Annotated in this window: 20 protein-coding genes and 1 other RNA gene; 8 read left to right on the forward strand and 13 right to left on the reverse strand. The window is 67.7% G+C overall.

Annotated elements, in window-relative coordinates; translation table 11 throughout:
* Window positions 1-72: 72 nt before the first annotated feature.
* The 5 genes from AB0M95_RS19275 to AB0M95_RS19295 all read right to left on the reverse strand — a co-directional run bounded on the left by AB0M95_RS19275 (window position 73) and on the right by AB0M95_RS19295 (window position 6,219).
* On the reverse strand, window positions 73-1,437 hold the full coding sequence (locus AB0M95_RS19275; RefSeq protein ID WP_363766099.1) for a HAMP domain-containing sensor histidine kinase: 1,365 nt from the start codon (window positions 1,435-1,437) through the stop codon (window positions 73-75).
* 253 nt (window positions 1,438-1,690) lie between these two features.
* Entirely contained in the window at window positions 1,691-2,290 is a 600-nt protein-coding gene (locus AB0M95_RS19280; RefSeq protein ID WP_363766102.1) for an SMI1/KNR4 family protein, read from the reverse strand.
* A 142-nt stretch (window positions 2,291-2,432) separates the two neighbouring features.
* Complete coding sequence (locus tag AB0M95_RS19285) at window positions 2,433-3,536, reverse strand: M20/M25/M40 family metallo-hydrolase (RefSeq protein ID WP_363766105.1); 1,104 nt, start codon at window positions 3,534-3,536, stop codon at window positions 2,433-2,435.
* Window positions 3,533-4,591 carry a dipeptidase gene (locus tag AB0M95_RS19290; RefSeq protein WP_363766108.1) on the reverse strand — a complete coding sequence of 353 codons (1,059 nt, stop codon included), beginning with the start codon at window positions 4,589-4,591 and terminating at the stop codon, window positions 3,533-3,535. The genes AB0M95_RS19285 and AB0M95_RS19290 overlap by 4 nt, the downstream gene beginning before the upstream one ends.
* Window positions 4,592-4,776: 185 nt before the next feature.
* On the reverse strand, window positions 4,777-6,219 hold the full coding sequence (locus tag AB0M95_RS19295; RefSeq protein WP_363766111.1) for an NAD(P)/FAD-dependent oxidoreductase: 1,443 nt from the start codon (window positions 6,217-6,219) through the stop codon (window positions 4,777-4,779).
* Window positions 6,220-6,278: 59 nt separating this feature from the next.
* On the opposite strand from AB0M95_RS19295, the gene AB0M95_RS19300 reads away from it, so the two are divergent.
* From AB0M95_RS19300 to rnpB, 4 genes are all read left to right on the forward strand, one after another.
* Window positions 6,279-7,124: a Nif3-like dinuclear metal center hexameric protein gene (locus AB0M95_RS19300; protein WP_358510518.1), complete on the forward strand. Its 846-nt coding sequence runs from the start codon at window positions 6,279-6,281 to the stop codon at window positions 7,122-7,124.
* Window positions 7,125-7,865: a C4-type zinc ribbon domain-containing protein gene (locus AB0M95_RS19305; protein WP_363766114.1), complete on the forward strand. Its 741-nt coding sequence runs from the start codon at window positions 7,125-7,127 to the stop codon at window positions 7,863-7,865.
* Window positions 7,862-9,100: a bifunctional RNase H/acid phosphatase gene (locus AB0M95_RS19310; RefSeq protein WP_363766117.1), complete on the forward strand. Its 1,239-nt coding sequence runs from the start codon at window positions 7,862-7,864 to the stop codon at window positions 9,098-9,100. Before AB0M95_RS19305 ends, AB0M95_RS19310 begins: the two co-directional genes overlap by 4 nt.
* 188 nt (window positions 9,101-9,288) lie before the next feature.
* An RNA gene (rnpB, locus tag AB0M95_RS19315) (RNase P RNA component class A) lies at window positions 9,289-9,679 on the forward strand.
* A 252-nt stretch (window positions 9,680-9,931) separates the two neighbouring features.
* On the opposite strand, the gene AB0M95_RS19320 is transcribed toward rnpB, so the two are convergent.
* Complete coding sequence (locus AB0M95_RS19320) at window positions 9,932-10,414, reverse strand: hypothetical protein (protein ID WP_363766120.1); 483 nt, start codon at window positions 10,412-10,414, stop codon at window positions 9,932-9,934.
* Window positions 10,411-11,067, reverse strand: a complete 657-nt coding sequence (locus tag AB0M95_RS19325) for a hypothetical protein (RefSeq protein WP_363766123.1) — start codon at window positions 11,065-11,067, stop codon at window positions 10,411-10,413. The genes AB0M95_RS19320 and AB0M95_RS19325 overlap by 4 nt, the downstream gene beginning before the upstream one ends.
* A gap of 543 nt (window positions 11,068-11,610) precedes the next feature.
* Between AB0M95_RS19325 and AB0M95_RS19330 the strand changes: the two genes are divergently transcribed.
* A complete protein-coding gene (locus tag AB0M95_RS19330) occupies window positions 11,611-15,504 on the forward strand; it encodes a helix-turn-helix domain-containing protein (protein WP_363766126.1) in 3,894 nt (1,297 codons plus the stop codon).
* A 395-nt stretch (window positions 15,505-15,899) separates the two neighbouring features.
* Here the strand turns inward: AB0M95_RS19330 and AB0M95_RS19335 are convergent, their stop codons facing one another.
* A complete protein-coding gene (locus AB0M95_RS19335; RefSeq protein ID WP_363766129.1) occupies window positions 15,900-17,144 on the reverse strand; it encodes a hypothetical protein in 1,245 nt (414 codons plus the stop codon).
* A 253-nt stretch (window positions 17,145-17,397) separates the two neighbouring features.
* Here AB0M95_RS19335 and AB0M95_RS19340 point away from each other — a divergent pair, with 253 nt between their 5' ends.
* The gene (locus AB0M95_RS19340; RefSeq protein WP_363766132.1) at window positions 17,398-17,883 is read left to right on the forward strand and encodes a hypothetical protein; all 486 of its coding nucleotides are present in this window, start codon (window positions 17,398-17,400) and stop codon (window positions 17,881-17,883) included.
* Here AB0M95_RS19340 and AB0M95_RS19345 read toward each other — a convergent pair.
* Genes AB0M95_RS19345 through AB0M95_RS19355 form a run of 3 tightly spaced genes read right to left on the reverse strand, consistent with a single transcriptional unit; the run spans window position 17,861 to window position 19,144 of the window.
* Window positions 17,861-18,064, reverse strand: coding sequence for a DUF397 domain-containing protein (locus AB0M95_RS19345; protein ID WP_363766135.1), 204 nt, complete (start codon window positions 18,062-18,064; stop codon window positions 17,861-17,863). The two genes, AB0M95_RS19340 and AB0M95_RS19345, sit on opposite strands and share 23 nt — an antisense overlap.
* Before the next feature lie 23 nt (window positions 18,065-18,087).
* Window positions 18,088-18,288, reverse strand: coding sequence for a DUF397 domain-containing protein (locus tag AB0M95_RS19350; protein ID WP_363766138.1), 201 nt, complete (start codon window positions 18,286-18,288; stop codon window positions 18,088-18,090).
* 7 nt (window positions 18,289-18,295) lie between these two features.
* On the reverse strand, window positions 18,296-19,144 hold the full coding sequence (locus tag AB0M95_RS19355) for a helix-turn-helix transcriptional regulator (protein ID WP_363766141.1): 849 nt from the start codon (window positions 19,142-19,144) through the stop codon (window positions 18,296-18,298).
* Window positions 19,145-19,398: 254 nt separating this feature from the next.
* Here AB0M95_RS19355 and AB0M95_RS19360 point away from each other — a divergent pair, with 254 nt between their 5' ends.
* Together AB0M95_RS19360 and AB0M95_RS19365 are read left to right on the forward strand one after the other, a co-directional pair.
* Window positions 19,399-19,797, forward strand: a complete 399-nt coding sequence (locus AB0M95_RS19360; RefSeq protein ID WP_363766144.1) for an ATP-binding protein — start codon at window positions 19,399-19,401, stop codon at window positions 19,795-19,797.
* Complete coding sequence (locus tag AB0M95_RS19365) at window positions 19,794-20,030, forward strand: hypothetical protein (RefSeq protein ID WP_363766147.1); 237 nt, start codon at window positions 19,794-19,796, stop codon at window positions 20,028-20,030. The genes AB0M95_RS19360 and AB0M95_RS19365 overlap by 4 nt, the downstream gene beginning before the upstream one ends.
* Before the next feature lie 26 nt (window positions 20,031-20,056).
* On the opposite strand, the gene AB0M95_RS19370 is transcribed toward AB0M95_RS19365, so the two are convergent.
* Window positions 20,057-21,703 (reverse strand): N-6 DNA methylase, encoded by a 1,647-nt coding sequence (locus AB0M95_RS19370; RefSeq protein ID WP_363766150.1) that lies wholly within the window; start codon window positions 21,701-21,703, stop codon window positions 20,057-20,059.
* 166 nt (window positions 21,704-21,869) lie between these two features.
* Window positions 21,870-22,289, reverse strand: a complete 420-nt coding sequence (locus AB0M95_RS19375; protein WP_363766153.1) for a thioesterase family protein — start codon at window positions 22,287-22,289, stop codon at window positions 21,870-21,872.

The following is a 22,289-nucleotide window of genomic DNA, read 5'->3' on the forward strand; positions in this document are numbered from 1 at the left end:
GCGCGGGAAAGGGGCGCTGAAATGGGTTCCTCGCCCTGGCCGCCGTATCCGTCGCGTGCGGCCGGTCGACCGTCAGGGGCGGCGGTCCTGGGGGAGGGGGAGGGTGGGCATCCGGAAGACGAACCGGGCGCCCTTCGGGGAGTCTTCGATGGTCAGGGTGCCCTCGTGGCGTTGGGCGATCTCGCGGGCTATGGCGAGGCCGAGGCCGGTGCCCTGCACGTCCTTCTCGCGGCCGGCGGCCAGGCGGGTGAAGCGCTGGAACACCACCTCCCGGTGTTCCGGCCGGATGCCCTCGCCGTCGTCGATGACCTCCATCACGGCGTCGCCGCCCTCGTGGCGCAGGCGCACGGTGACGGTCGAGGCCGCGTGTCGTTCGCCGTTGTCCAGCAGGTTGGTGAGCAGCCGCGCGAGCTGCAGCCGGTCGCCGCTCACGATCACGCCCGGCCGGAGGTCCGCCACGAGCCGCTTGCCCCGGGACCGGCGGCCGGTCTCGCCGCGCACGAGTTCGGTCAGGTCGATGTAGTCGCGGGTGACCCGCTCCTCGGAGTCGAGCCGGGCGATGACCAGCAGGTCGCTGACGATGGCCTGCAGGCGGTCGAGGCTTCCGGTCATCGCCTCGGCGGTCTTGGACCAGTCGGCGTCGTCACGGTTGGCCAGGGCGTCCTCGACCTGGGCGCGCATTGCGGTGATGGGGCTGCGCAGGTCGTGGGAGGCGTCCGAGGCGAAGCGGCGCTGCCGTTCCACGGCCTGTTGCAGCCGGTCCAGCGTCTGGTTCACCGTCTCGGCGAGGCCGCGCAGCTCGTCGCGGTGCGGGGGCAGGGGGACGCGTCGGCTGAGGTCCGAAACGGTGATCTCGGCGAGCTCGGCGCGGAGGGCGTCGACGGGCGCGAGGGTGCGGTTGACCACCCGGTACGTCCCGTACGCGGTGATCCCGACCAGCGTCAGCGCCGTCGCCGTGAGCAGGGCGAACAGCGCGGGGTGGACGAACCAGGGGATCGTCGGGTCGGCGCCGTAGATCAGCAGGTTCCCCGTGTCGCGGTAGTGCCGCATGACGACGACGTGCACGCAGTCGTCGGGGAAGCCCGGGGAGGAGCAGGTGAGCGTGTGTCCTACGGCCTTCGTGTCGGGGGGCGTGAAGGAGGGCATCAGCTCCCGCCCGGCCATGTTGCGCGTGGTGGCGATGATCCGGCCGGTCTCGTCGAGCACCTGGACGGCCGAGATGTCCTGGTCGGGGATCATATGTGTGAGACGCCGGAGCTTGATCATATGGGACACGTGCAGGTCGGCGAGGATGATGTCCTGGATGCGCTGCGCGACGGCCAGGCTGTGCGCGCCCATGAACACGAGCGCACTGACGCCCACGCAGGCCAACGCCGTGACGATGCTCGCGACCCACGTGAGCCGAGTCCGCACGGACCAGTCGCGCAACAAGCCCACCGCGCCCCCTTGTCCGCCCAACGATCACCCTAAATGCGGATCACGCGAGGTCAGGGCGCGGGGAGGGCGCGGGGAGGGCAAGGCGTCAGAAACTATGGGTCAAGCACGCGGGAACCAGGGATCGAGCACATGCAGGGCGACCGGCGGGGCCCAGCGGCGGCCTCGCCGGGGTTCCGCTACGGCCGGCCCTTGCGGCAGCTCGCGTAGAGCACGGCCAGGTTGTCGGTGGAGAGCTCGTATAGCCGCAGGATTATCAGCGAGATTCGGCGCAGAGTTCGAGCCACGACAGGAACCCGAGAGGCGTAGCGCCCGTTTCGCCCGAGTAGAACTCGCGGGTCTCCGGGATGTCGACGTCGCCGGTGCGCCACAGCCGCCCGGCCTGCTCGCCGGTCACGACGAGCACCGTGAAGTCGTTGCCCCCGTGACCGGCGACGGTCAGGCACCCGTCCGGGGCGCCGTCCTTCTGGAGCGCGGCCAGACGCTCGTCCTCGAGGAGGCTTCCGTCCTCGGGGATCGCCACGATCGCCGCTCTGATCGCGTCGGCGTCGGCGTTCGTGTACCAGAACGGGCCCGCGGGATCGGTGCGGTCGCCCACGATCTCGTGGGCCATGTCTTCGAGGCCGTACAACCAGGGTTCGTCGTCCGACCAGAGGCCGTCCGCGACCTCCAGGAGGAACGCGCGGAACTCCGGGGGCAGGAGAACCCCGAAACGCTCCTCGAACGCGGCCACCTGCTCCTCGGTCGCCGGAGGACGCGCCTCGAAATCGTCGGCGTCCAGCAAGGCGGAACGCACGCGCGACAGTTCGTCGCGAAGGGGCGGCACCGGCCCGTCACCGGTCATGAGGTCGTCCATGTGGGTTTCGTCCTTACTGTTCCACGCTGTCGCCGTGCTCTTACGCGTCCGGCCGAGAGCGTACGGCATCGGAGACGCGCCGGGCGCGTCGGTACGGCGGGGACCATCACGCCTCAGTCCGTCTCCGCGGACGTGCCGGAGGTCATCCGCGTCCCGCGAGGATCGCCTCGACCAGCCCCGCCAGCAGAGCCGAGCGGCGCGGCATCTCTTCGACGATCACGTGCTCGTGGGCCGCGTGCGCGCCGTCGCCGACCGCGCCGAGGCCGTCCAGCGTCGGACAGCCCACCCCGGCCGAGAAGTTGCCGTCCGAGCCGCCGCCCACGGCCACGCCGCGCAGCGGGCCGAGCCCGAGCTCGCCCGCGACCTGCTCGGCCAGCTTGAACAGCGCGGCCGAGGACGCCGGGTCCATCGGCGGCCGGTTCGGGCCGCCTTCCAGCTCCAGCCGGGTGCCGGGCACGCGCGGGGTCAGCGCCCGCATCCGCGCGTCCACCGCCTCCTGCGCGGCCCGGTCGGCGGCGCGCGAGTCCACGGCGATGAACGCCTCCGCCGGGACGGTGTTCACGCTGGTCCCGGCGCCCGCCAGCGTGGGTGTCACCGTGATGGAGCCGTCCGGGTCCGCCATCGCCGCGATGGCGAGGATCTGGTGGGCCAGCTCGACCCCCGCGTTCACCCCCTTGTGGGGCTCCAGGCCCGCGTGCGCGGCCAGCCCGCGCACCTTGAGCCGGTAGTTGGACACGCCCTTGCGCGCGGTCTTCAGCGCTCCGCCGTCGGCGCTCGCCTCCAGGACCAGCGCCGCCTCGCAGGCCTGCGCGGCCTCCTCGATCAGCGTGCGCGACGTGCGCGAGCCGAGCTCCTCGTCCCCGGTGACCAGCACGCACACCCCGTCCAGGGACGGCAGCGAGCGCAGGGCGTGGAAGAGCTGGACCAGCCCGGACTTCATGTCGAACACCCCCGGACCGCGGGCGACGCCGTCGGCCACCGACCACGGGTGCTCGCGCAGCGAGCCGATCGGCCACACCGTGTCGTGGTGGCCGAGCAGCAGCACGCGGGGCACGCCGAAACTCCAGCGCAGGTGGGTCACGCCGTCCACGACCAGCGTCTCCGGCCCCGTCCCGAGGTGCCTGGCGCCGACCTCGGCCACCACCGCCGCGCTCGCCGCCACCGCGGCGTGGTCGGAGGAGAACGACTCCTGGAGCACCAGCGCCTCCAGGTCGTCCAGCATGGCGGGCAGGTCGCCGGGCGTCACGGCGCGGCCTGCGGCTCGGCGGGGGACGGCCGTCCCATCTCGGCGCGGAACAGGCGCATCACGTTGCCGCCGAGGATCTTGCGGATCTCGTCCTCGCCGAGACCCCGCCGCACGAGCTCCTCGGTGACCAGGGGCATGCCGCTCGGGCCGTCCAGCCCCGGGACGGACGCCAGGGCGTCCAGGCCGCTGACGCTCGTCTCGCAGCACGGCGGCGTCAGGTCGATCATCACTTCCCTGATGAAGTCGGGGCCGAGGCCGACGTGGTCGATGCCCGCGACACGGGCGATGTGGAGGATGTGGTCGGCGAGCCGTTCGATGGTGTACCCCTCGGGCTTCTCGTCCAGGAACGCCGCCAGGAAGTTGACGCAGACCACGCCGCCGTTCGCCGCGACCGCGCGGAGCTGGTCGTCGGTGAGGTTGCGGTGGTGGTCGCGCAGCGAGCGGGCCGAGGAATGCGTCGCGATCACCGGCCGCGTGGCCAGCTCCAGGACGTGCGCCACGCCCGACGCGCTCAGGTGCGAGATGTCGAAGACCATGCCGAGCCGTTCCATCTCGGCCAGCGCCGCGACGCCCTCGCTGGTCAGGCGGCTGCCGGTGGCGTCCTGCCCGCTGCCGTCGGCCAGCGGCGTGCGCCCCCAGTGCGCGATGGACGCGACGCGGACGCCCAGGCGGTGCAGCGTGGGGATCAGTTCGACGCTGGCGTCCACGCCGGGCATGCTCTCCAGGGCGATGACCAGCGCGATCTTGCCGAGCGCGACGGTCTCGTCGATCTGCCGCCCGTCGAGGCAGATGCCGACCTCGTCCGGGTTGCCCTCGGCGATGACGTGGGCGCACTCGATCATCCGCAGTGTCTGGCGCAGCGCGCCCTCCGGGCGGTACTGGTCGTCGATGAAGACCGGCAGCACCTGCACGTCGACGCCGCCCGCGCGGAGCTGGGGCAGCCATCGCTCCCGGAAGAACGACGCCCACCGGTCCGGCGGCCTCGCCGAGACCGCCATCAGAAGATCGTTGTGGGTGTCCGCCACGATCGCGTCCCGGTGAAGGTCGGTGAACACGCGTGGACTCCTCTCGCCCGCGGGCGTCTCCGTTCTCCGTGGCGGGGCCCGGGTCACCCTGATGGTCCGATGTCATCCGACCGTATACGTACGGCGGGCAAAGAGAAATCCGAGACCAGGGGCCCGGGTGCGGACGTCCTGCAGTCGACCTGCCCGTCCTTACCCGGGGAACGGCTCGTCAGGGGTCATCCGAAGGTGTAGGAGTCCGGGCGCGGGGCCCTGGTGATCCTGCGGTACATCGACGCCGTCCCCGGCCAGTTGTTGGTCACCCGCCCCGCGGCGTTCTTGTACCAGCTGTCGCAGTCCCCCCGCCAGACCGTGCGCGCCAGCGCCTGGTCCAGCGCCCGGCGCCACGCGTCCATGGCGGGCCGCCGCACCTCCATCGGACCGCGCGCCGCCAGCAGCGGCAGACACCCCATGATGTACCTGACCTGCGCCTCGATCATCAGGACGATCGAGTTGTGGCCGAGGTTGGTGTTCGGGCCGTACAGCAGGAACAGGTTCGGGAACGAGGGTACGGCGACGCCCAGGTACGCCTCGGCGCCGTCCTTCCACACCTCGTGCAGAGCCGCCCCGCCCCGCCCGGCGATCTCGATCGGGGCCAGGAAGTCGGTCGACTGGAAGCCGGTCGCGAAGACGATCGTGTCCGCCTCGCGGAGCGTGCCGCCCGCCGTCTCGATGCCCTCCGGCGTCACGCGGACGATCGGGTCGGTGACGAGCTCGACGTTGCCCCTGGTCAGGGCGGGATAGAAGTCGTTGTCCAGCACGATCCGCTTGCAGCCGATCGGGTACGCCGGGGTGAGCCTCGCGCGCAGCCCGGGGTCCCGGATCTGCCGCCTGAGGTGCTCCTCCGCCCGTTTGATCATCAACGGCCGGCTCCAGCCGTCCACCAGCGCCGGGTACACCACGCCCTCGATGAACCGGTAGACCCGCCGGCGGTCGGCCGACCGCAGGAGCGGCACGCGACGGAAGGCCAGCCGCTCACCCGGCCCGTACTCGCCGTCCGGCTTGGGGATGACCCAGCTCGGCGTGCGCTGGTAGACGTCCAGATGGGCGACCACAGGGGCGACGCGCGGGATGATCTGCGCGGCCGACGAGCCGTTGCCGACCACCGCCACGCGGCGTCCGGTCAGGTCGTGGGCGTGGTTCCAGCAGGCCGAGTGGAAGCTCGTCCCCGCGAACGTCGACAGACCCGGAATGTCGGGCAGACGGGGCCGGTTGAGCTGCCCCACCCCCGACACCACCACGTCGAACACCTGCTCCTCGCCGCCCGCGACCGTCAGCCGCCAGCGGTTCACCGCCTCGTCGAAGACGGCGGCCGTCACCTCCGCGCCGAGCCGCAGCCGGGCGTGCAGGCCGTACTTCCCGGCGCAGCGATCGAGATAGGCGAGGATCTCCGGCTGGCGCGGGTAGCGCCGCGTCCAGTCGTGCGCCTGCTCGAAGGAATAGGAGTACAGATGGGACGGCACATCGCAGGCGGCCCCGGGATAGGTGTTGTCCCGCCACGTCCCCCCGAGGCGGCCGGCCTTCTCGAAGATCGTGTAGTCGGTGATCCCGGCCTTCTCGAGCTGGATGGCCATGCACAGCCCGCCGAAGCCCGCCCCGATGATCGCTACGCTTGGTGCCATTCGCCGGCCCTCCGGGTGTCAGACCCGCTCACGGTAAATCGTGGCGGTAGTCTGCGCACGTGTCCCCGACAGCGTTGTCCGCGATCATCGCGGAACTTGAATCGTCGTATGACCCCGCTTGGGCGGAGCCCTGGGACGCTGTGGGCCTGGTTTGCGGAGACCCGGCGCAACCCGTACGCAAGATCCTGTTCGCGGTCGACCCCGTGGCCGCCGTCGGCGGCGAGGCCGTGGCCTGGGGAGCCGACCTGATCGTCACCCACCACCCCCTCTACCTGCGCGGCACCACCACCGTCGCCGCCGGCACGGCCAAGGGCGCCCTGGTGCACACGCTGATCAAGAACGACATCGCCCTCTACACCGCTCACACCAACGCCGACGTCGCCGACCCCGGCGTGTCCGACGCCCTCGCCAGAGCAGTCGGCCTCACCGGGCCCCTGCGCCCCCTCCAGCCGTCCCCCGACGACCCCCGCCGGGGGCTTGGCCGCGTCGGCGAGCTGGAGACCCCGATGTCCTTACGCGACTTCACCCGCCAGGCCGTCCAGGGGCTGCCGCGCACGGCCTGGGGCCTGCGCGTCGCCGGCGAACCCGAGCGCGTCGTGCGCACCGTCGCCGTCAGCGGGGGAGCGGGCGACTCCCTGCTCGGCCTCGGCGCCGTGCGCGCCGCCGACGTCTTCCTCACCGCCGACCTCCGGCACCACCCCGCCGCCGAGTTCCTGCAGTCCGGCGCGTTCGGCGGCGGCCCCGCGCTGATCGACGCCGCCCACTGGGCGACCGAATGGCCCTGGCTGCCCCAGGCGGCCGAGCTGCTCGCGTCCGGGTTGGCCGCGAAGGGGATTAATGTTGAGACGCGCGTCTCACGGACGGTCACGGACGCCTGGACCACAACAGCACAGTGCGAGGATTAAGTGAAAGCAGCCCCGGAAGCACAGAAGCGCCTGCTCGAACTGGCCGAGCTCGACGCGGTCCTCGACCGGCTGGCCCACCGCCGCCGCACGCTGCCCGAGCTCGCCGAGATCGAGGAACGCTCGGCCAAGCTCGCCCGCCTCGCCACCGAGGTGATCGCCGCGGAGACCGAGGCCGGTGACCTCGCCCGAGAGCAGACCAAGGCCGAGTCCGACGTCGAGGCCGTGCGCGTGCGCGCCGACCGCGACCAGAAGCGCCTCGACTCCGGCCAGGTGACCTCCTCCAAGGACCTGTCCAACCTGCAGTCCGAGATCGCCTCGCTCCACCGCCGCCAAGGCGACCTGGAGGACGTCGTCCTGGAGATCATGGAGCGCCGCGAGGCCGCCGACGCCACCGTCACCCGGCTCAGGGCCGAGTGCGGCGAGATCAACGCCGGCCTCGCCACGCTGGAGGAGAAGCGCGACGCCGCCATCGGCGAGCTCGACCGCGAGAGCGGCGAGACCAAGGGCAGGCGCGGCGGCGTCACGCCCGACATCCCCGCCGACCTGCTCGCCCTGTACGAGAAGCTGCGCGAGCAGTACGGCGTCGGCGCGGCCATGCTGCAGGGCGGCCGCTGCCAGGGCTGCAAGGTGTCGCTGTCCATCGCCGACCTCAATCGCCTCCGCGCCGCCGCCAAGGACGAGGTGCTGCGCTGCGAGGAATGCCGCCGCATCCTCGTCCGCACCCCCGAGTCGGGCCTGTGAATCTCGTCGTCGAAGCCGACGGCGGCTCGCGCGGCAACCCCGGGCCCGCCGGGTACGGCGCGGTCGTCAAGGACGCCGACGGCCAGGTGCTCGCCGAGGCCGCCGACGCGCTCGGCATCACGACCAACAACGTCGCCGAATACCAAGGCCTGATCGCCGGCCTGCGCTCGGCGCTCGCGCTCGCCGGCGACGGCGCCCCCGTCGAGGTCCGCATGGACTCCAAGCTGGTCATCGAGCAGATGGCCGGCCGCTGGAAGATCAAGAACGAGGGTCTGCGCCCGCTCGCCCAGGAGGCCCGCGAGCTCGCCCGGCGCCTGCGCGTCACCTGGAAGTGGATCCCCCGCGAACGCAACCGCGACGCCGACCGCCTGGCCAACGAAGCCATGGACGCCGCCGCCCGCGGCACCAGATGGCAGAGCAAGACCTTCCCCCGGCCCCCCTCCCAGGGTCCCCGGGGTTCCTCCGAGCCGACCGGGGGGATCCCGTCGGCCCTCACACGCGAGCCGGGCGGTGACGGCGACTCGGCCATCCCGGCCACCTCGGCCGGGCAGGCGCGGATCGTGGCGCAGAAGCCGACGCGGTCCACGCCCGCCAGCGGCTGGACGGCCTCCGCCACCACCGCCGCCACGTCCTTCCTCCTGCTCCGCCACGGCGAGACGCCCTTCTCGATCGACCGCCGCTTCTCCGGCACCGGCGACCCCGAGCTCACGCCCGCCGGGCTCGCCCAGGCCGAGGCCGCCGCCGCGCGGCTGTCCCGCGCGCCGTACGCCATCGACGCGATCGTCAGCTCCCCGCTGCGGCGCGCCCGCCAGACCGCCGAGGCCGTCGCCGCCCACACGGGCCTGAAGGTCGCCGTGGAGGACGGCCTGCGCGAGGTCGACTTCGGCGCCTGGGAAGGCCACACGTTCACCGAGATCCAGCGCCGGTGGCCGGACGAACTGGCGGCCTGGCTCGCCGACCCGTCCGTGACCCCGCCCGGCGGCGAGAGCTTCACCCAGGCGGAGGTCCGCGTCCAGGAGGCCAAGGACCGGCTGCTGCTCGACCATCAGGGCAAGACCGTGCTGGTGGTCTCGCACGTCAGCCCCATCAAGCTGCTGCTGGCCTCAGCCCTGCTGGCACCCCCGGCCGCACTGTACCGCATGCACCTCGACCTCGCGGCGCTCTCCGTGATCGACTACTTCCCCGACGGCCCCCAACTCGTGAGAACCCTCAACGACACCGCCCACCTCGGCTGATCCTGTTCGGGACGCGGCGGCGTTCTGGAGGAGGAGGGAGGAAGGGGTGAGGAACGAGCCCCTTCCGAGTGACGACGGAAGAACGCCGCCTAAAACCGCCGTGCCGGAGGCGCGGCAATAGGCACGGCGGGCAGCCTCCCTCCGGAGTCGACGAGGTAGCTGATCGGCTAAACTTATTTGGCAGCGGACGAGTCGGCCGGGCGACCGCGTCAGGGCTTTCGAGCCCTGCCGAGGAAGGTCCGGGCTCCGCAGGGCAGGGTGGTCGGTAACACCGACCCGGGGTGACCCGCGGGACAGTGCCACAGAAAACAAACCGCCTCCCCTTGCGGGAGGTAAGGGTGAAACGGTGGTGTAAGAGACCACCAGCGCCCACGGTGACGTGGGCGGCTCGGTAAACCCCACCCGGAGCAAGGTCAAGAAGGGGCCCTCCTCGGAGGACCCCGCGCGCGGCGTTCGAGGGTGACCCGCCCGAGCCGCGCGGGTAGACCGCTTGAGACCGCCGGCAACGGCGGCCCTAGATGGATGGTCGCCCCTTTGCAACGCAAAGGACAAAACCCGGCCTACAGGCCGACTCGCCCGCCTTCCCTGCCTCTGGGCTTGCACGGATGTGCGCTCCCGGCAAGACCCAACAGCCGGGAGGGCACAATCGGGGCACATCGTTAGTGACGCGCCCCGGGTTTGTTGGAGACTCCCAAGACTGGAAGGCTGGGAGCCGTGCCCGCACAGAGGAAGTACCCCCCAAGAGCTTCGTGATCGTGCCGTGAAGATGGTGTTCGAGCTGTGCCAGGAGACCGGCTGCCCATCGCACACGCCCTCTGGTTCTGCTCGCGATCAGGGGCCATCGGTAGGACTAAGCTCTATGTTGCCACGTCGAAGTATGTCGATGACGGGAGTCTTGGCGCCAATCTTCTGAGCGCCGCCATAGATCGCCTCGCGAAGAAATGGAAATATGGTTGGGACTCCAACATTTTCGGCAAATGCTCTCAGGGCGTCATCGTCAGGCTCAACCCGGTTTCGCCCATCCTCTGCAGGGTTCCGAGAATCCCCTGCTTCGGGTTTGACCTCGTAAACAGCCGCAGCGTCGGCAATTAGTAGCGCTTGGGGAGTCTTGACGGTCAGTCGGCTCCGCACAGAGATTTTTTCCTCGCTCACGCTCTGTAGAACGAGGAGTTGCAGTGATGACTTCTCCGGAGGAGTCTCATTTTCCCCTGGAGTGCAGTTCCATCGTCGGCTGGAGGATTCGATGAAATAGATGGTCTTGAGCTCCAGTGCAGCTTCGAGATCTATTTGATCAGCGGGCTGACGGGTAGTCATCGTAGGGCAACTTCGCGATTGAGAGATCCTGAGGTGCTCCACTTCTGAGCTGCGGTGGAGGATGATTGGATCACTTCTTCGGCATCCACCAGTTCAAGGGTCGTCTCATATGTTGCCACGGCACTGAAGTTTCGATTACGGAGCCAGCGTTCCATTGCTAGCTTCGTTCTGTGCTGCAGTCCACAGTTCAGTGCGGAGTCGATGTCGGCAATTTCGTTCCGATCGGGCCTGTTCGCGCCATCGTCCATGCTTAGTTGCTTTAGCCAGGCGTTGACTTCTACCCACAGCCACACTTGGGCGCGACCAGCTGTTCCTTCGGGAGCCGGAAAGGGTGCTACACCTCTGCGCCGACGTTGACCAGTGACCCACTGATGTACGTTCTGGCGCGTCACCTCGGCCCGCTCAGCGATCTCCGTGATTCCTACCAAATCTCGATGTAGGCGGAGCAACCGGAGGTCAGGAACATGCCTGGCAACCGACCTTGCAGCGTGCATCGCTGCATCGAACGCATCCTCCCCCTCGAAGGCAATGTCCAGGAGGTCTACTCCTCCGCCCCGGAACAGCATGGCGTCGAGTTCGCGTTCCAAAACTTCCACGGCTGCAGTGTGATCGACAGACGCGCCTTCAACCACGAAGCGAAACTCGTACTCCACCGCGCCTCCTCCCACACGCTCAGGTTCTCAGACCTGTTGACATCCGTCAACGACAAGCTATCCCCGATCCATGCCGGTCAGCGCCCTCCGGGGGTCATCTGGGTCCTTGGGGCACAGCTGAGCCGCATCGTTGATTCGACGGCTGGCCCGTCCAGGGTTGGCGGGTGTGCTCGCGACGGGGATCGTTGTGCACTTGTTCTCGCACGGGCAGTAGAGCCGAAAGCCGTGGCCCTCGTGGCGAAGGCTCCATCCCAGGGCTACCCACCGCTTGAGGGCCTTGCGCATGTCCTTGTCGGTGTGCTCGGACGGGTCCGCCAGCCTTCCCGTCATCGCCTGCCCCCTCTGCGTAGCCAAGGCCTAGTTGGCTATGTCTTTACGTGCGCCATGGGCGACCAACACCCGGGACTTGCTTACGACAGCCACGCCCACCGGATGCCATGACCGGCACGTACGTGCCCATGGAGTGGGAGCGGCACGGGGACAGCGCGGAGAGCGTATCGCACCGTCGACAAAGTCCACAATCATGCCTGCTATTGTGCATCTGTGGGCGATGAGAGTGATCCTCTGCTGACGGTTCGCGAGACGGCGAAGCGCCTGCAAGTGCATGAGAACACCGTGCGGAACTGGGCGGCCAAAGGCACTCTGCAGTCGGCCGGAGTTCCGGGAGGAACTCACCGGTTCAGGGCGAGCGAGGTCGACAGGCTCGTACGGCAGCGCGGCGCGCGTGTGGCGTCCGTCGAACATGACCGGCGGGCGGCGGGGCCTGAGCTGGTGGACGCGACTCAGCTCGCGCAGTGGGCGGCTTCGCGAGATGCCCAAGGACGGTTTCCGGAACTGGTCCGACGATTGCTTGCCGCTACTCCTGGCGTGACTCAAGTCCTGATACGAGCAGGTGACGGGGTAGCGCTGGAGGGATGGGATGGGCTGGCAGAGTCAACGGGTACGACCTTTCTCCCGGCAGGAAGGCTGCGTTTCGAGTTTGGAGTCGACAAGGACCGAAAGGGCAAGGCCGACCGCGAATATCAGAAGCGTTTGAAAGAGGCCGGTCCCGATGAGGATCTCGGGGAACTCGTCTTCGTTTTCTGCACTCCTAGGCGATGGGCAGGAGGAGACGAGTGGGCTCGTGCTCGGCGAGAGGAGGGAAAATTCGCGAACGTCCACGTGCTCGACGCGGATGCTCTCGAAGGGTGGCTACAGGCGACGCCCTCGGTCCACGTGTGGATCTCCGAGCACCTGGACCGCCGGCCGCGAGACGCAGAGAGCCTGGATCGTTGGTGGGCACGGTTCCAGTCGCGTACGTCGCCCAACCTCAGCAGCGCCTTTCTCCTGGCCGGACGCGAGGAGGAAGCGGGGCGTCTTGAGCGAACTCTGACTGCCGGCCCGGCTGTGATCGCCGTCAAAGCAGCGTGGCGGGACGAGGCGGTGGCGTTCTTGGCGGCCGCGATCGAAGCGCGGATGCCAGAAGCGCCGATCGCCGTGGTCGTGTCGTCCGCCGCGGTCTGGGATCGGGTCATCGCTGAGTCCGGACGGGCGACCCTGGTCCCAGTGTTCGACGGAGCTGATTTCGCCGGTGCCCAGGTCCGTGGTCACCATGTGGTCGTGCCTGTGGGACGCAACCATGTCGTGGATCACGCTGTGACGATTGACCTTCCACCGGTCGGCCGCCAGCAGGCCATTACTGCCCTCCAGGAGTTGGGGGTGGCTGCGGACCGTGCATACACCCTTTCTGCGTTGGCTCGCCGGAGCATGCCGTCCCTGGTCCGTGAGCTGGCTCTGGACCCAGCCTTCGCAACGCCGCCCTGGGCTCGAACAGCGGTGGACACCGCGATTCTTACCTCGTTGGCGCTCATAGGTGCGTGGACTGCGAATCCGAGTGATCTATCTATTATCGAGCGGATGACGGGTCGGCCCTGGGCCGATGTCGAATCGGTGCTCCTGCATTGGCAGAACACCGAGGATCCACCTTTCGTACGGTCCGGCACTCAGTGGCACGCTGCCTCCGCTCATCAGATCTTCCACGTTTTGCACCCCCTCATTTCGGTTTCGGTACTGGAACGCTGGCGCCAAACCGCGATCGACGTTCTCCTCGGCGCAGGCTCGGGTGTGCTCCGACGGGGGCTCGCGTCGGGGCTCGCTCTAATGGGCGCCGAAGGCGACCGGCCGATGCCGGACGGAAGCAACTGCGCCGATCAGGCCACTCGCGTTGCGGCCTTGGTCCTCCGGGCTGCTCTAGAAGACGAGACCTCGAGCACGTGGAGCGCGTTGACAGATGTCTTGCCCCTCATCGCTGAGGCGGCACCGGACGTGTTTCTCGCATCGGTCCATGACGATCTCGATCGGAAAGACCTGCTGGGAGGTTTGTTCCAGGATAGTGACGGAGGTTTCGGAGCGTCCCCGCATACTGGCCTACTTTGGGCTCTGGAGACTGTCTGCTGGCATACCGAGCACCTGATCGACGGGACATTCGCGCTGGCTCGCCTGGACTCGATCGACCCTGGCGGCCGGACCAGGAATCGTCCGCTGGAGAGTCTGGCCAGCATCCTCGCGTGTCGGATCCGCCACACGGCTGCCCCAGTAGAGACAAAGGCGAAGGCAGTGTCTCTGATCTGTCGACGTCGGCCCGAAATTGGCTGGAGAACTGTCCTGGCGTTGCTGCCCTCCCCTCATCGGGTCATCACTCCTCCGGCGAGTCCGGTGTTCCGTGACTGGAGACCGGAGGACCAGACGGTGACTCTCGCCGAACTGATCTCCTATGTCGGCAGTCTCATGACCAACGCCCTCGAAGCCGTCGGCGCCGACGCCGGACGATGGATCGAGCTAATCGGACACATCTGGGCGTTGCCGCCGGGAGAACAGACACGTCTGCTGGACGCGCTATCGGCGCTGGCCGACGACCATGACATGCCCATCAGCGAGCAGGCACGGTTGTGGGAGAAACTGCGTGCGATGGTCGCCAACAGGAAGCGTTTCGGCGAGGCCAGGCAGGCCAACGATTGGGTGCTGGCGCGGTTGCGCGACATCTCGGTTCGGCTCGAACCAGTCAAGGGGGCGCTACGGCTTGGCTATTTGTTCGACTGGCAGCCTGACCTGCCCGGTCTGGATGTGACCGTTGACTACAAACGGTACATCGACGGGCTGGTCACGGCGCGGCGGAACGCGGTAATCGAGGTCCTCGCAGAATCTTCGCTCGACGGTGTCCGGCAGTTCGCCGGAGTGGCCCCCGTGCCGAATCATCTGGGTTTGGCGCTAGGTGAGGTCGCATCGGATGAGCTGACACCTTCTTTGCTTGAATGGTTGGACTCCTCGGAGCCGCCCCTGCGCGACGTCGCGGCTGGCTGGGCGCAACGCAAGCTGATCGAAAACGGTCCATCTTGGCTGCACGACGTCCTACTTCGTCCGGAAATGGAGCCTCATGCGAGGCGGTTGGCCTTCATGTTGAACGCACCTCCTCGTCGTGAGATATGGGATGTTATTGCGGTCGTGGACCCTGCCCTCCACACGGCTTACTGGGAGTCAATGTCTGCAGCCGTGGTGGCCGCGGAAGACCTCGAACGGGCAGTAGAGGAGTTGGTCCGGCACGGTCGGCCATGGACTGCCCTGGACCTGCTGCAGGTGGGTATTCATAGTGCGGAGAACCACCCTTTGATTACGTCTGCGATGGTGCGTAAGGCATTGGATGGCGCGATGGTCGACGATACGTCCGCCGTCCACTCTCCTCGCCACGAATATGGCGTGGGACGCCTGATCGATTACCTGGCCGCTCAGGACACTGACCTAGAAATCATCGCACGCTATGAGTTCGCGTTCGCTCGGGTGACCGACGACAGGCGCGAGAAGAAGGCGCTCTACTCAGTACTCGGCCGTGATCCTGACCTGTTCGCTGAGATCGTGTCCTATGCCTACAAGGGGAAGAACGAGACTCGTCGGCAACTTGATGACGGTCAACTTGCTGTTGGAATCCTAGCCTTTGACGTGCTGAGCTCCTGGTCGATGGTGCCCGGCACTCAGGAGAACGGCGCCATCGATGGCGAACATCTACGCGACTGGGTCCAACGGGCGCGTCTGAGGCTCACCGAGATCGACCGCGGAGATGTGGGTGACGAGATCATCGGCCAGATCCTCTCAGCCAGCCCTGACGGCGCCGACGGTTCCTGGCCGGCAGAAGAGGTAAGAGAGGTGATCGACGGCATCGGTAGCCCAGGGATTGATTCTGGCCTGTATGTCGGGATCTTAAACCGCCGCGGAATGACATCCCGAGGCGTGTTCGAAGGTGGCCAGCAAGAACGTGACCTTGCCGACAAGTATCGAGACCTCGCGCGCCGGATCGCAGGTGACTGGCCTCGGACCGCACGTGTATTGCGCGGCGTGGCCGACACCTACGAGCGCCGCGCCCGGAGTGAGGACGCGGAGGCAGGGACGAGCGCCGACACGGAATAACTCGGGGCTGCTGTCCCACAAGCCTCCACTTGACCGGTAGCGCTTCGGAGTTGGAGGAACATCCCGGCAAGGGGCGGGTGCGGGCACATTGAGGGCACATCGCTTTGGAAGTCGGGGGCAAACGATTACAGCGGCATCAACGTTTCGCAGGTGAATAGCCCTTCAGCTTAGAAGGGTCCAGGTCAGAGGTTCGCGGAAATTGAACCGGCCTACAGGTCGGCTCGCCCGCCTTCCCTGCCCCTGACCTGCGGCGGAGCTCTCCTTGAGGAGGCTTGAAACCCCGAGAGGGCACATCGGGGGCTGCCGCCAGGAGCAGCCGGTCCGGACCACGTACGAGGTCGCGTCCGCCGAGGTCGCGTCCGCGATGTCCCGGTGGGGATGCTTCAGACCGACGCTCAATCGTCACCGTGGTCGCCGGTAGTGTGGATCTGGCTCAGACCGAATTGGGAGAGAACCCGATCGACCTCCTCGTCATCGGCGTCTTCGATGTCGATGACGTCGCCCACGTACAGATCAAGATGCCCGAATCTGGGTGCCAGTTCGGCCAGCGCGGTTAGCGGATCCCCCTCGCAGTCCATCTGGCTGATCGTCAGGTCACGGATGGACAGAGACCTGAGCAGAGGAAGGACCGAGGAATCGGCGAGGGCTGAAACCACCTCATACGAGGTGTCATCGAATTCCGCCTCGCTGAGGTCGAGGTTTTCGAGGTTGGGGTACTTGGAGGCCTTGAGCTCGTCGAGCTGCTCAACCGGGCAGAGGCAACCGAAAACGTCACTACCGATTTCAACTTCCAATGACTGCAGGCCGGTAGTCCATCCGAAATCGAAAATTGAGCCGTCGGAGATGACAGGGCCCCGCGCCCGCAGTCGGGTCAGGCTGTCGTGCTTCACGAAGTGAAACAGGAACGCGCCTTCGAGCTCCAGTGTGCGCAGGGCGGGAAGCGAGTCCCACACATCGGCCTGAACAAGTCCTTTGTGATGGTAGTCCAGGGGGTTGATCCGGTTACCCGTCGATCCCTCACTGTCTTCGTAGAGGTATTCGAAGTCGTAGCCGAAGTACATGCGCTCCAGACGGGGGCGTCGCCGGCCGGCAAGTGAGATCGCGGAGTGCTCGGCAGAGCGGTGGTAGTCGGTGAGGTGCAGTTCGAGGGCGCGCAGTCGGTGGGCGGCGGGGTGGGAGAGCAGGACGTCGATCAGTGCGCCTTCCCACTGTTCAGGGTCGGTCAGGTCGACGGTCGCGGTGCGTGGGTGATCTGTCAGGAGCCGTTCCACCAGTTCTCGGCGTTGCGGCTGTGTGTCCTTGGCCAGGCGGAAGCATGCCTCGTCAATGAAGCCGCGGGACCAGGTGAGCCGCCACGAGCCGTCCTCCCGCAGCCCGTCCAGCCCCCACTGCCGCTCCACCTCCGCGTACGCCGCGGCCAGCCGGGCTGGATCCCCATCCCCGATCTCACAGTGGTGCTCCAGCCGGATCGCCTCACCTCGGAGATCACCCGCCCCGGTCAGCAGATCCGCGTAGGCGAGCCACGCTTCCCAGTGATCTGTCTCCGGAACGTCTGCGGCATCGAAAAAGTGCACGTCATTCTCCAGGTCTTGGCGGCAGTGCCCGGACGGATCTGGGTGCGCCATCGTCAACAGCACCATAAATGCGGCCTCCGACATTAGCCCCTCACGACCACCCCCACCGCGATGTTCAGCAGCCGGTTACGCGGTTCCACTACCTCGCGCGAGAACATCCGGGAGTCGACGCTCGAAGGGCTCGACACCGCTGCCCGCAAGAGCAGGCAGTGGCTGACCGCCGGTCATCACCGACGACAGATGCGCACCGTGCTCCACCGGAGGGCTCTCGCGAGCCCGTCGAGCAGATCCAGCCCAACCTGCCCATCCCCACGTCACCGTGAACGGCTTCCTCTTCGACGTGGCCGGGGTCTTCGAGGACTTCGTCACCGTCGCCGTGCGCGATGCCCTCACGGGCAGCGGCGGCCACTGTGTCCTTCAGGCCACCCACCACCTCGACGAACGTCACGCGATCCGGATGGTTCCCGACCTCGTGTGGTACGCCGACGACGGCACTCCACTCGCCGTGGCCGACGCCAAGTACAAGGCCGGGAAACCCAAGGGCTTCCCGGACGCCGACCTCTACCAGATGCTCGCCTACTGCACCGCGCTCAACCTGCCGGAAGGGCACCTCGTCTACGCCAAGGGGAACGCCCCGCACGCCGCCCACCGTATCCGGCACGCGCGCATCACCATTCACCAGCACGCACTCGAACTCGACCAGTCACCGGCCGGGCTGCTCGCCGAGATGGAAGCCTTGGCCCAGCGGCTCGCCGCCGTCGCACCCGTACCGCGGGTGACCGTCAGCCGAACTCGCCACCCTTGACACCCCTGATGAAGGCGTTCCATCCGCCCGGGGTGAACGTCAGGATCGGGCCGCCGGGGTTCTTGGAGTCCCGTACGGCCTGGCCTCCGTCGGGGCGCGCCGCGACCTCAACACAATTCTGTCCCTCTGCTGAGCTGAGGGAGGATTTTCGCCAGTTGAGCTCAGAATGGGCAAGGTCCATGATTTTCCACCTTCGACAGGTGTCTATTGGTCGAATCCGCCATTCTTTATGGCGATGATGAAATCTGACCACTCTAATTGAGTGAAGATCAGACGTGATCCGTCGGTGGCCTTGGAGTCACGCACCGCGACGATGCGGGGAAGGTTTTGGGCGACCTCCACGCAGTTGTTGCCGCCACCTTGGCTGAGGGTGCTCCTACGCCATTCGGCGCCGGACAGGTCCATCGGTGCCTCACAACCGGTCGATAAGCTTGGACAGGTAGGCGATTGATGCGTCAGCTCCCAGTGCGTCGGCGACGAGGCGCTGCATCATCAGGGTATACCGTTCGAGATGCTCGGGCTCTTCGAGGTAGAGGCCGTCCGTAGGGGTTTCGACGTAGACGACGTTTCGGTCAGCGGGGTCGGGAAATCCGAGAATAACGAACTGGCCCCATAAACCGATGTGCGGCCCGGCTGACATCGGCATCACCTGGATGGTCACGTGTTCAAGTGGATGTGTGTCGATCAACTTGCGGAGTTGGCCGTGCATCACCTCGGCGTCGCCGACCGGTCGTAGAAGAGCCGCCTCGTCGATGACCGCCCAGTAGCGGGGCGGAATCGGACGCCGCAGAATCTCCTGTCGCCGCATCCTCGCTTCCACGTGTTTGTCGATCTCGGCCGGATCGCGGACCAGTGAGGTCCGAGTCAGCTCGGCAGCGTACGCGGCAGTCTGCATCAGACCGGGGATCACGAGGGGCTCGAAGGTGTTGATCGAGGACGCCTCCGCTTCGAGCCCTACGTAGGCGCCGGTGAAGACGCCTTTGTACTGCTCCCACCATCCTCGCTCGCGAGCGCCTCGGGCGAGATCCATGAGGGCCTCTCGCTGAGTGACTTCCACCTCGTACAGGTCGAGCATGTCTCGAATGTCGCGAGGCCGTGGTCTGGCTGTTTTGCCCGCTTCGAGGCGTGAGATCGTGGCGCGCGACATGTCCAGCGACTGAGCGGCCTCCTCCATGGTCAGACCTGCGCTCTCGCGTAGGCGTCGCAGCTCGGAAGCCAACCGTCGGCGGCGCACTGTCGGACTCCGGCCACTGTATGTCATCACTTACCTCCGCTGCGTAGGGATGTCGCGATCGTAGAGCAACTCGGTGCGAGAGAAGACATAACGGTCGAGTTTCAGATTGAGAGTTGCATTGCGCTCGGTGCAGGCCACATCATAGGTCGCGGCAATGAACGCGGTGCGTGAGCGCACCGTAACGAGACGTAGCCGCGGATCGTCGGCTTCCGGCTTCGCTTCTGAACCCGCGTGCGGTATGCGCGGTCCCCACTGTTCGGTCTCGCTCCGCTGGAGAACTCATGAAGACACCTCACGATGCCCTTGAGGCGTGCTGGGATCTGGCCGCCGATCTCAGAGCGGCCGGCACGGCGCGTCGGCTCGCACGTGAAGTCCTGACCGCCTGGGGCATGTCCGCCCTGGTGGAGGACGTGACCGTGGTCGTGTCCGAGCTGGTTGGCAACGCGCTCGTCCACGGCAGGGCGCCGATCACCCTATCCCTGCACCGGCACGGGCGGATCGTGCGCGGGGAGGTCACCGACCACGGCGCCATGTGGCCGACTCCGCTCCCGGCCTGTTCTGGCGAGGAGCACGGCCGTGGGCTGACGATCGTCGCGGCCTGTGCCGACCGGTGGGGCGTCGAGCCTGCGCAGGAGGGCAAGACCGTATGGTTCGTCTGCGCGGAGTGGAGATCCCGGTGAGCGGCACGCTGTCCGTTCTGGACATGCCCGATGACGTCCGCGTCTGCGCGCGGTGCGGCACCCCTATCGTCACGCTGGCCGCCGCCGTACGCGCGATCTGGGCCGATGTCACAGACGACATGATCCCGGCCGCCGTCGTCGAGCGGATCACCGCGCCCGTCACCGATGTCTGGGTCGACGTACTGTGCGACCCGTCCTGTCCGCCGGGCGCCCACGAGCCGTACCGGGACTGACCACGATGTCGCCGGGCGGTCGCCTCTCACCGCCCGGTCTCGGGCCTCAGGGTGCCACCGGTGAGGCCGTCGCGCGCCAGCGAGGCGGCACGGTCACTCAGCTCCGTGAGCTCCTTCACGCGCCGCTCGAACTCTTCGAGGGCGCGGAAGGCGGCGCCGTACAGCCGCTGGTCGTCGATGCTCATCCGGGGAACGCGCGAGCCGCGAACGTCGGCGCGGAAACTACCGCTGGCGCTCGTGGCGCGCCGGGTGTTCGCGGCGCCGCGCAGGAAGCCGTGCAGATAGTCGGTGTCGAGCTGGTCGCTCGTGGAGACGACTTCCCCTTCGGTGACCTCGACGAGTCCGGCGCGGGCCAGTTCGGCCACCTTGACGGCGACGCCGTCGAGGGAGCCGGGTCCGGAGGTGAGAGGCGGCAACAGGCTCAGCAGCTCGTGGAGCCGGCTCACCAGGGCCTCACGCGTGGACAGGTACTCCGCCAGATGGTCGGTGCGGCATGCCACGACGTGAGGCGTCGGGGTGAGATCCACCGTCTCGTCGAGCAGATCGATCAGTGGTACGTCCACGACCTGGTCCGCGGTGGGTTCGAACGGCCCTTCCGGGTCGTTGGCCGTAAGGTCGACCATGCGGACGGAGGACACCGCGTCGTCGTCAGGGGAGGAAGGGCGTCTTAACAGCCACAGATGCACGGACTGGGCATGTGCCGCGACCATTCCGGCGGGCAGCGCGACGAGCTGGGTGAGGATGCCGCGCCGTACGAGCTCGGCGCGGATCCGGCGGGCGGCGTTGCGGTAGGCGACGGAGGCGGGCATCACGAGGATCGCCCGGCCGCCGGGTGCGAGGTGCGCGTAACAGTGCTGCAGCCAGGCGAGCTCGCTCTCCGCCCGGGTGGGAACGCCGAGTTGCCAGCGGGCGTCGAGTAACAGGTCTTCGCGCCCCCAGTCGGGTACGTTCGCGGGCGGGTCGCACACCACGAGTGCCGCTTGGAGTTCCGGCCAGCGGTCTTCGCGCAGGGAGTCGCCCACCCTGATCGTCACGTCCGTCCGCCCGGCGAGCCCCGCACGTGCCTCGGCGAGCCGGGCGGCCGACGGATCGACATCCTGCCCGGCCAGGACGGCCCCGGGGCCTTCCCCTAGCGCGAGGAGCAGGGATCCGATTCCACAGGCTGGGTCGAAGACGGTGCCGCTCACCGCGCCCGCGAAGTGTCTCACCGCACGGGTCAGGCGAGGGGTCGGCACCTGCTCCGAGCCCGCCCGGCCCGCCGAGTCGATGAAGCGTTCCGTGAGGCCCGCGACGACTTCGGCCGGTGAGCTCTGGGCGGCCAGATCTTCCACCAGCGACCGGAGTCCGTTGTCCAGGGCCTCGGAGGATCCGGTGGTGAACAGTTCGGAGACGTCGGCGAGGCCGCGCGCCATGTCGTCGCCGTACGCGCCGCGCAGAGCCTGCCAGACGAGCACCTCGCCGGAGACGTCGTCACCCTTGCGGTGCCGGTCCAGCCAGGCGTGAACCTCGGGCAGGGCGAACAGGGCGGTGCCCGCTCCGCCGCCGGCCGGCGTAGGGAAGTCGGCATGCCGCTTGCGCCAGTTGGAGACCGCGGCCCGTGTCACCCCGGCCAGTCTCGCGATCTCCGCAGCTGAGACCAGGGAATCGGGGCCGGACCGGGAATCGGCGTTCATGGGAGTAACAGTACACGCGACGGTAAGCCGCCCAAGAGATCAATACATTGACATCGTCAACAAGGAAGGTCGATGCAACCAATCTTCATTCAAGATTCGGTTCGCTCGAGCGACTTCACGGTGGCTGGTTCCAGGCCGGTTTCGGACAGGTGGTGCGCGCTTTGGGTCAAGGAGTGGGGAGCAGGGGCTCGGCGGCGGTGCGCATTTCTTCGGTGAACGGGGTCGGGCGCATCGTTGCGGGGTCCAGGTTGACGTTCACGCGGCGGCCTTCGGCGTGGATGGTCCGGCCGTCGGGGGACAGGACGCGGAAGCCGTAGACGCCGCTGCTCGTGCCCATGTGCTCCAGCCAGAAGTGCACCAGCGGCTCGCCCACGCCCTTGATCGGCACGTGGTAGGTGATCTGGAACTCGCGGACGGCGAGGAAGACGTCCTTGAAGCGGGACAGGGCCGGGTCGTAGTGCCAGCCGAGCTCGGCCCAGAAGGCGCCGATCGCGCGTTCGACGAGCACGCCGTAACGGGCGTTGTGCAGCAGGCCCATGGCGTCGAGGTCGTCGAAGTGGACCTGGACGGGACGGGTGTGGGACAC

Origin of the sequence: Sphaerisporangium sp. NPDC051017 (assembly GCF_040683095.1) — a bacterium.
Taxonomy (GTDB): Bacteria; Actinomycetota; Actinomycetes; order Streptosporangiales; family Streptosporangiaceae; genus Sphaerisporangium.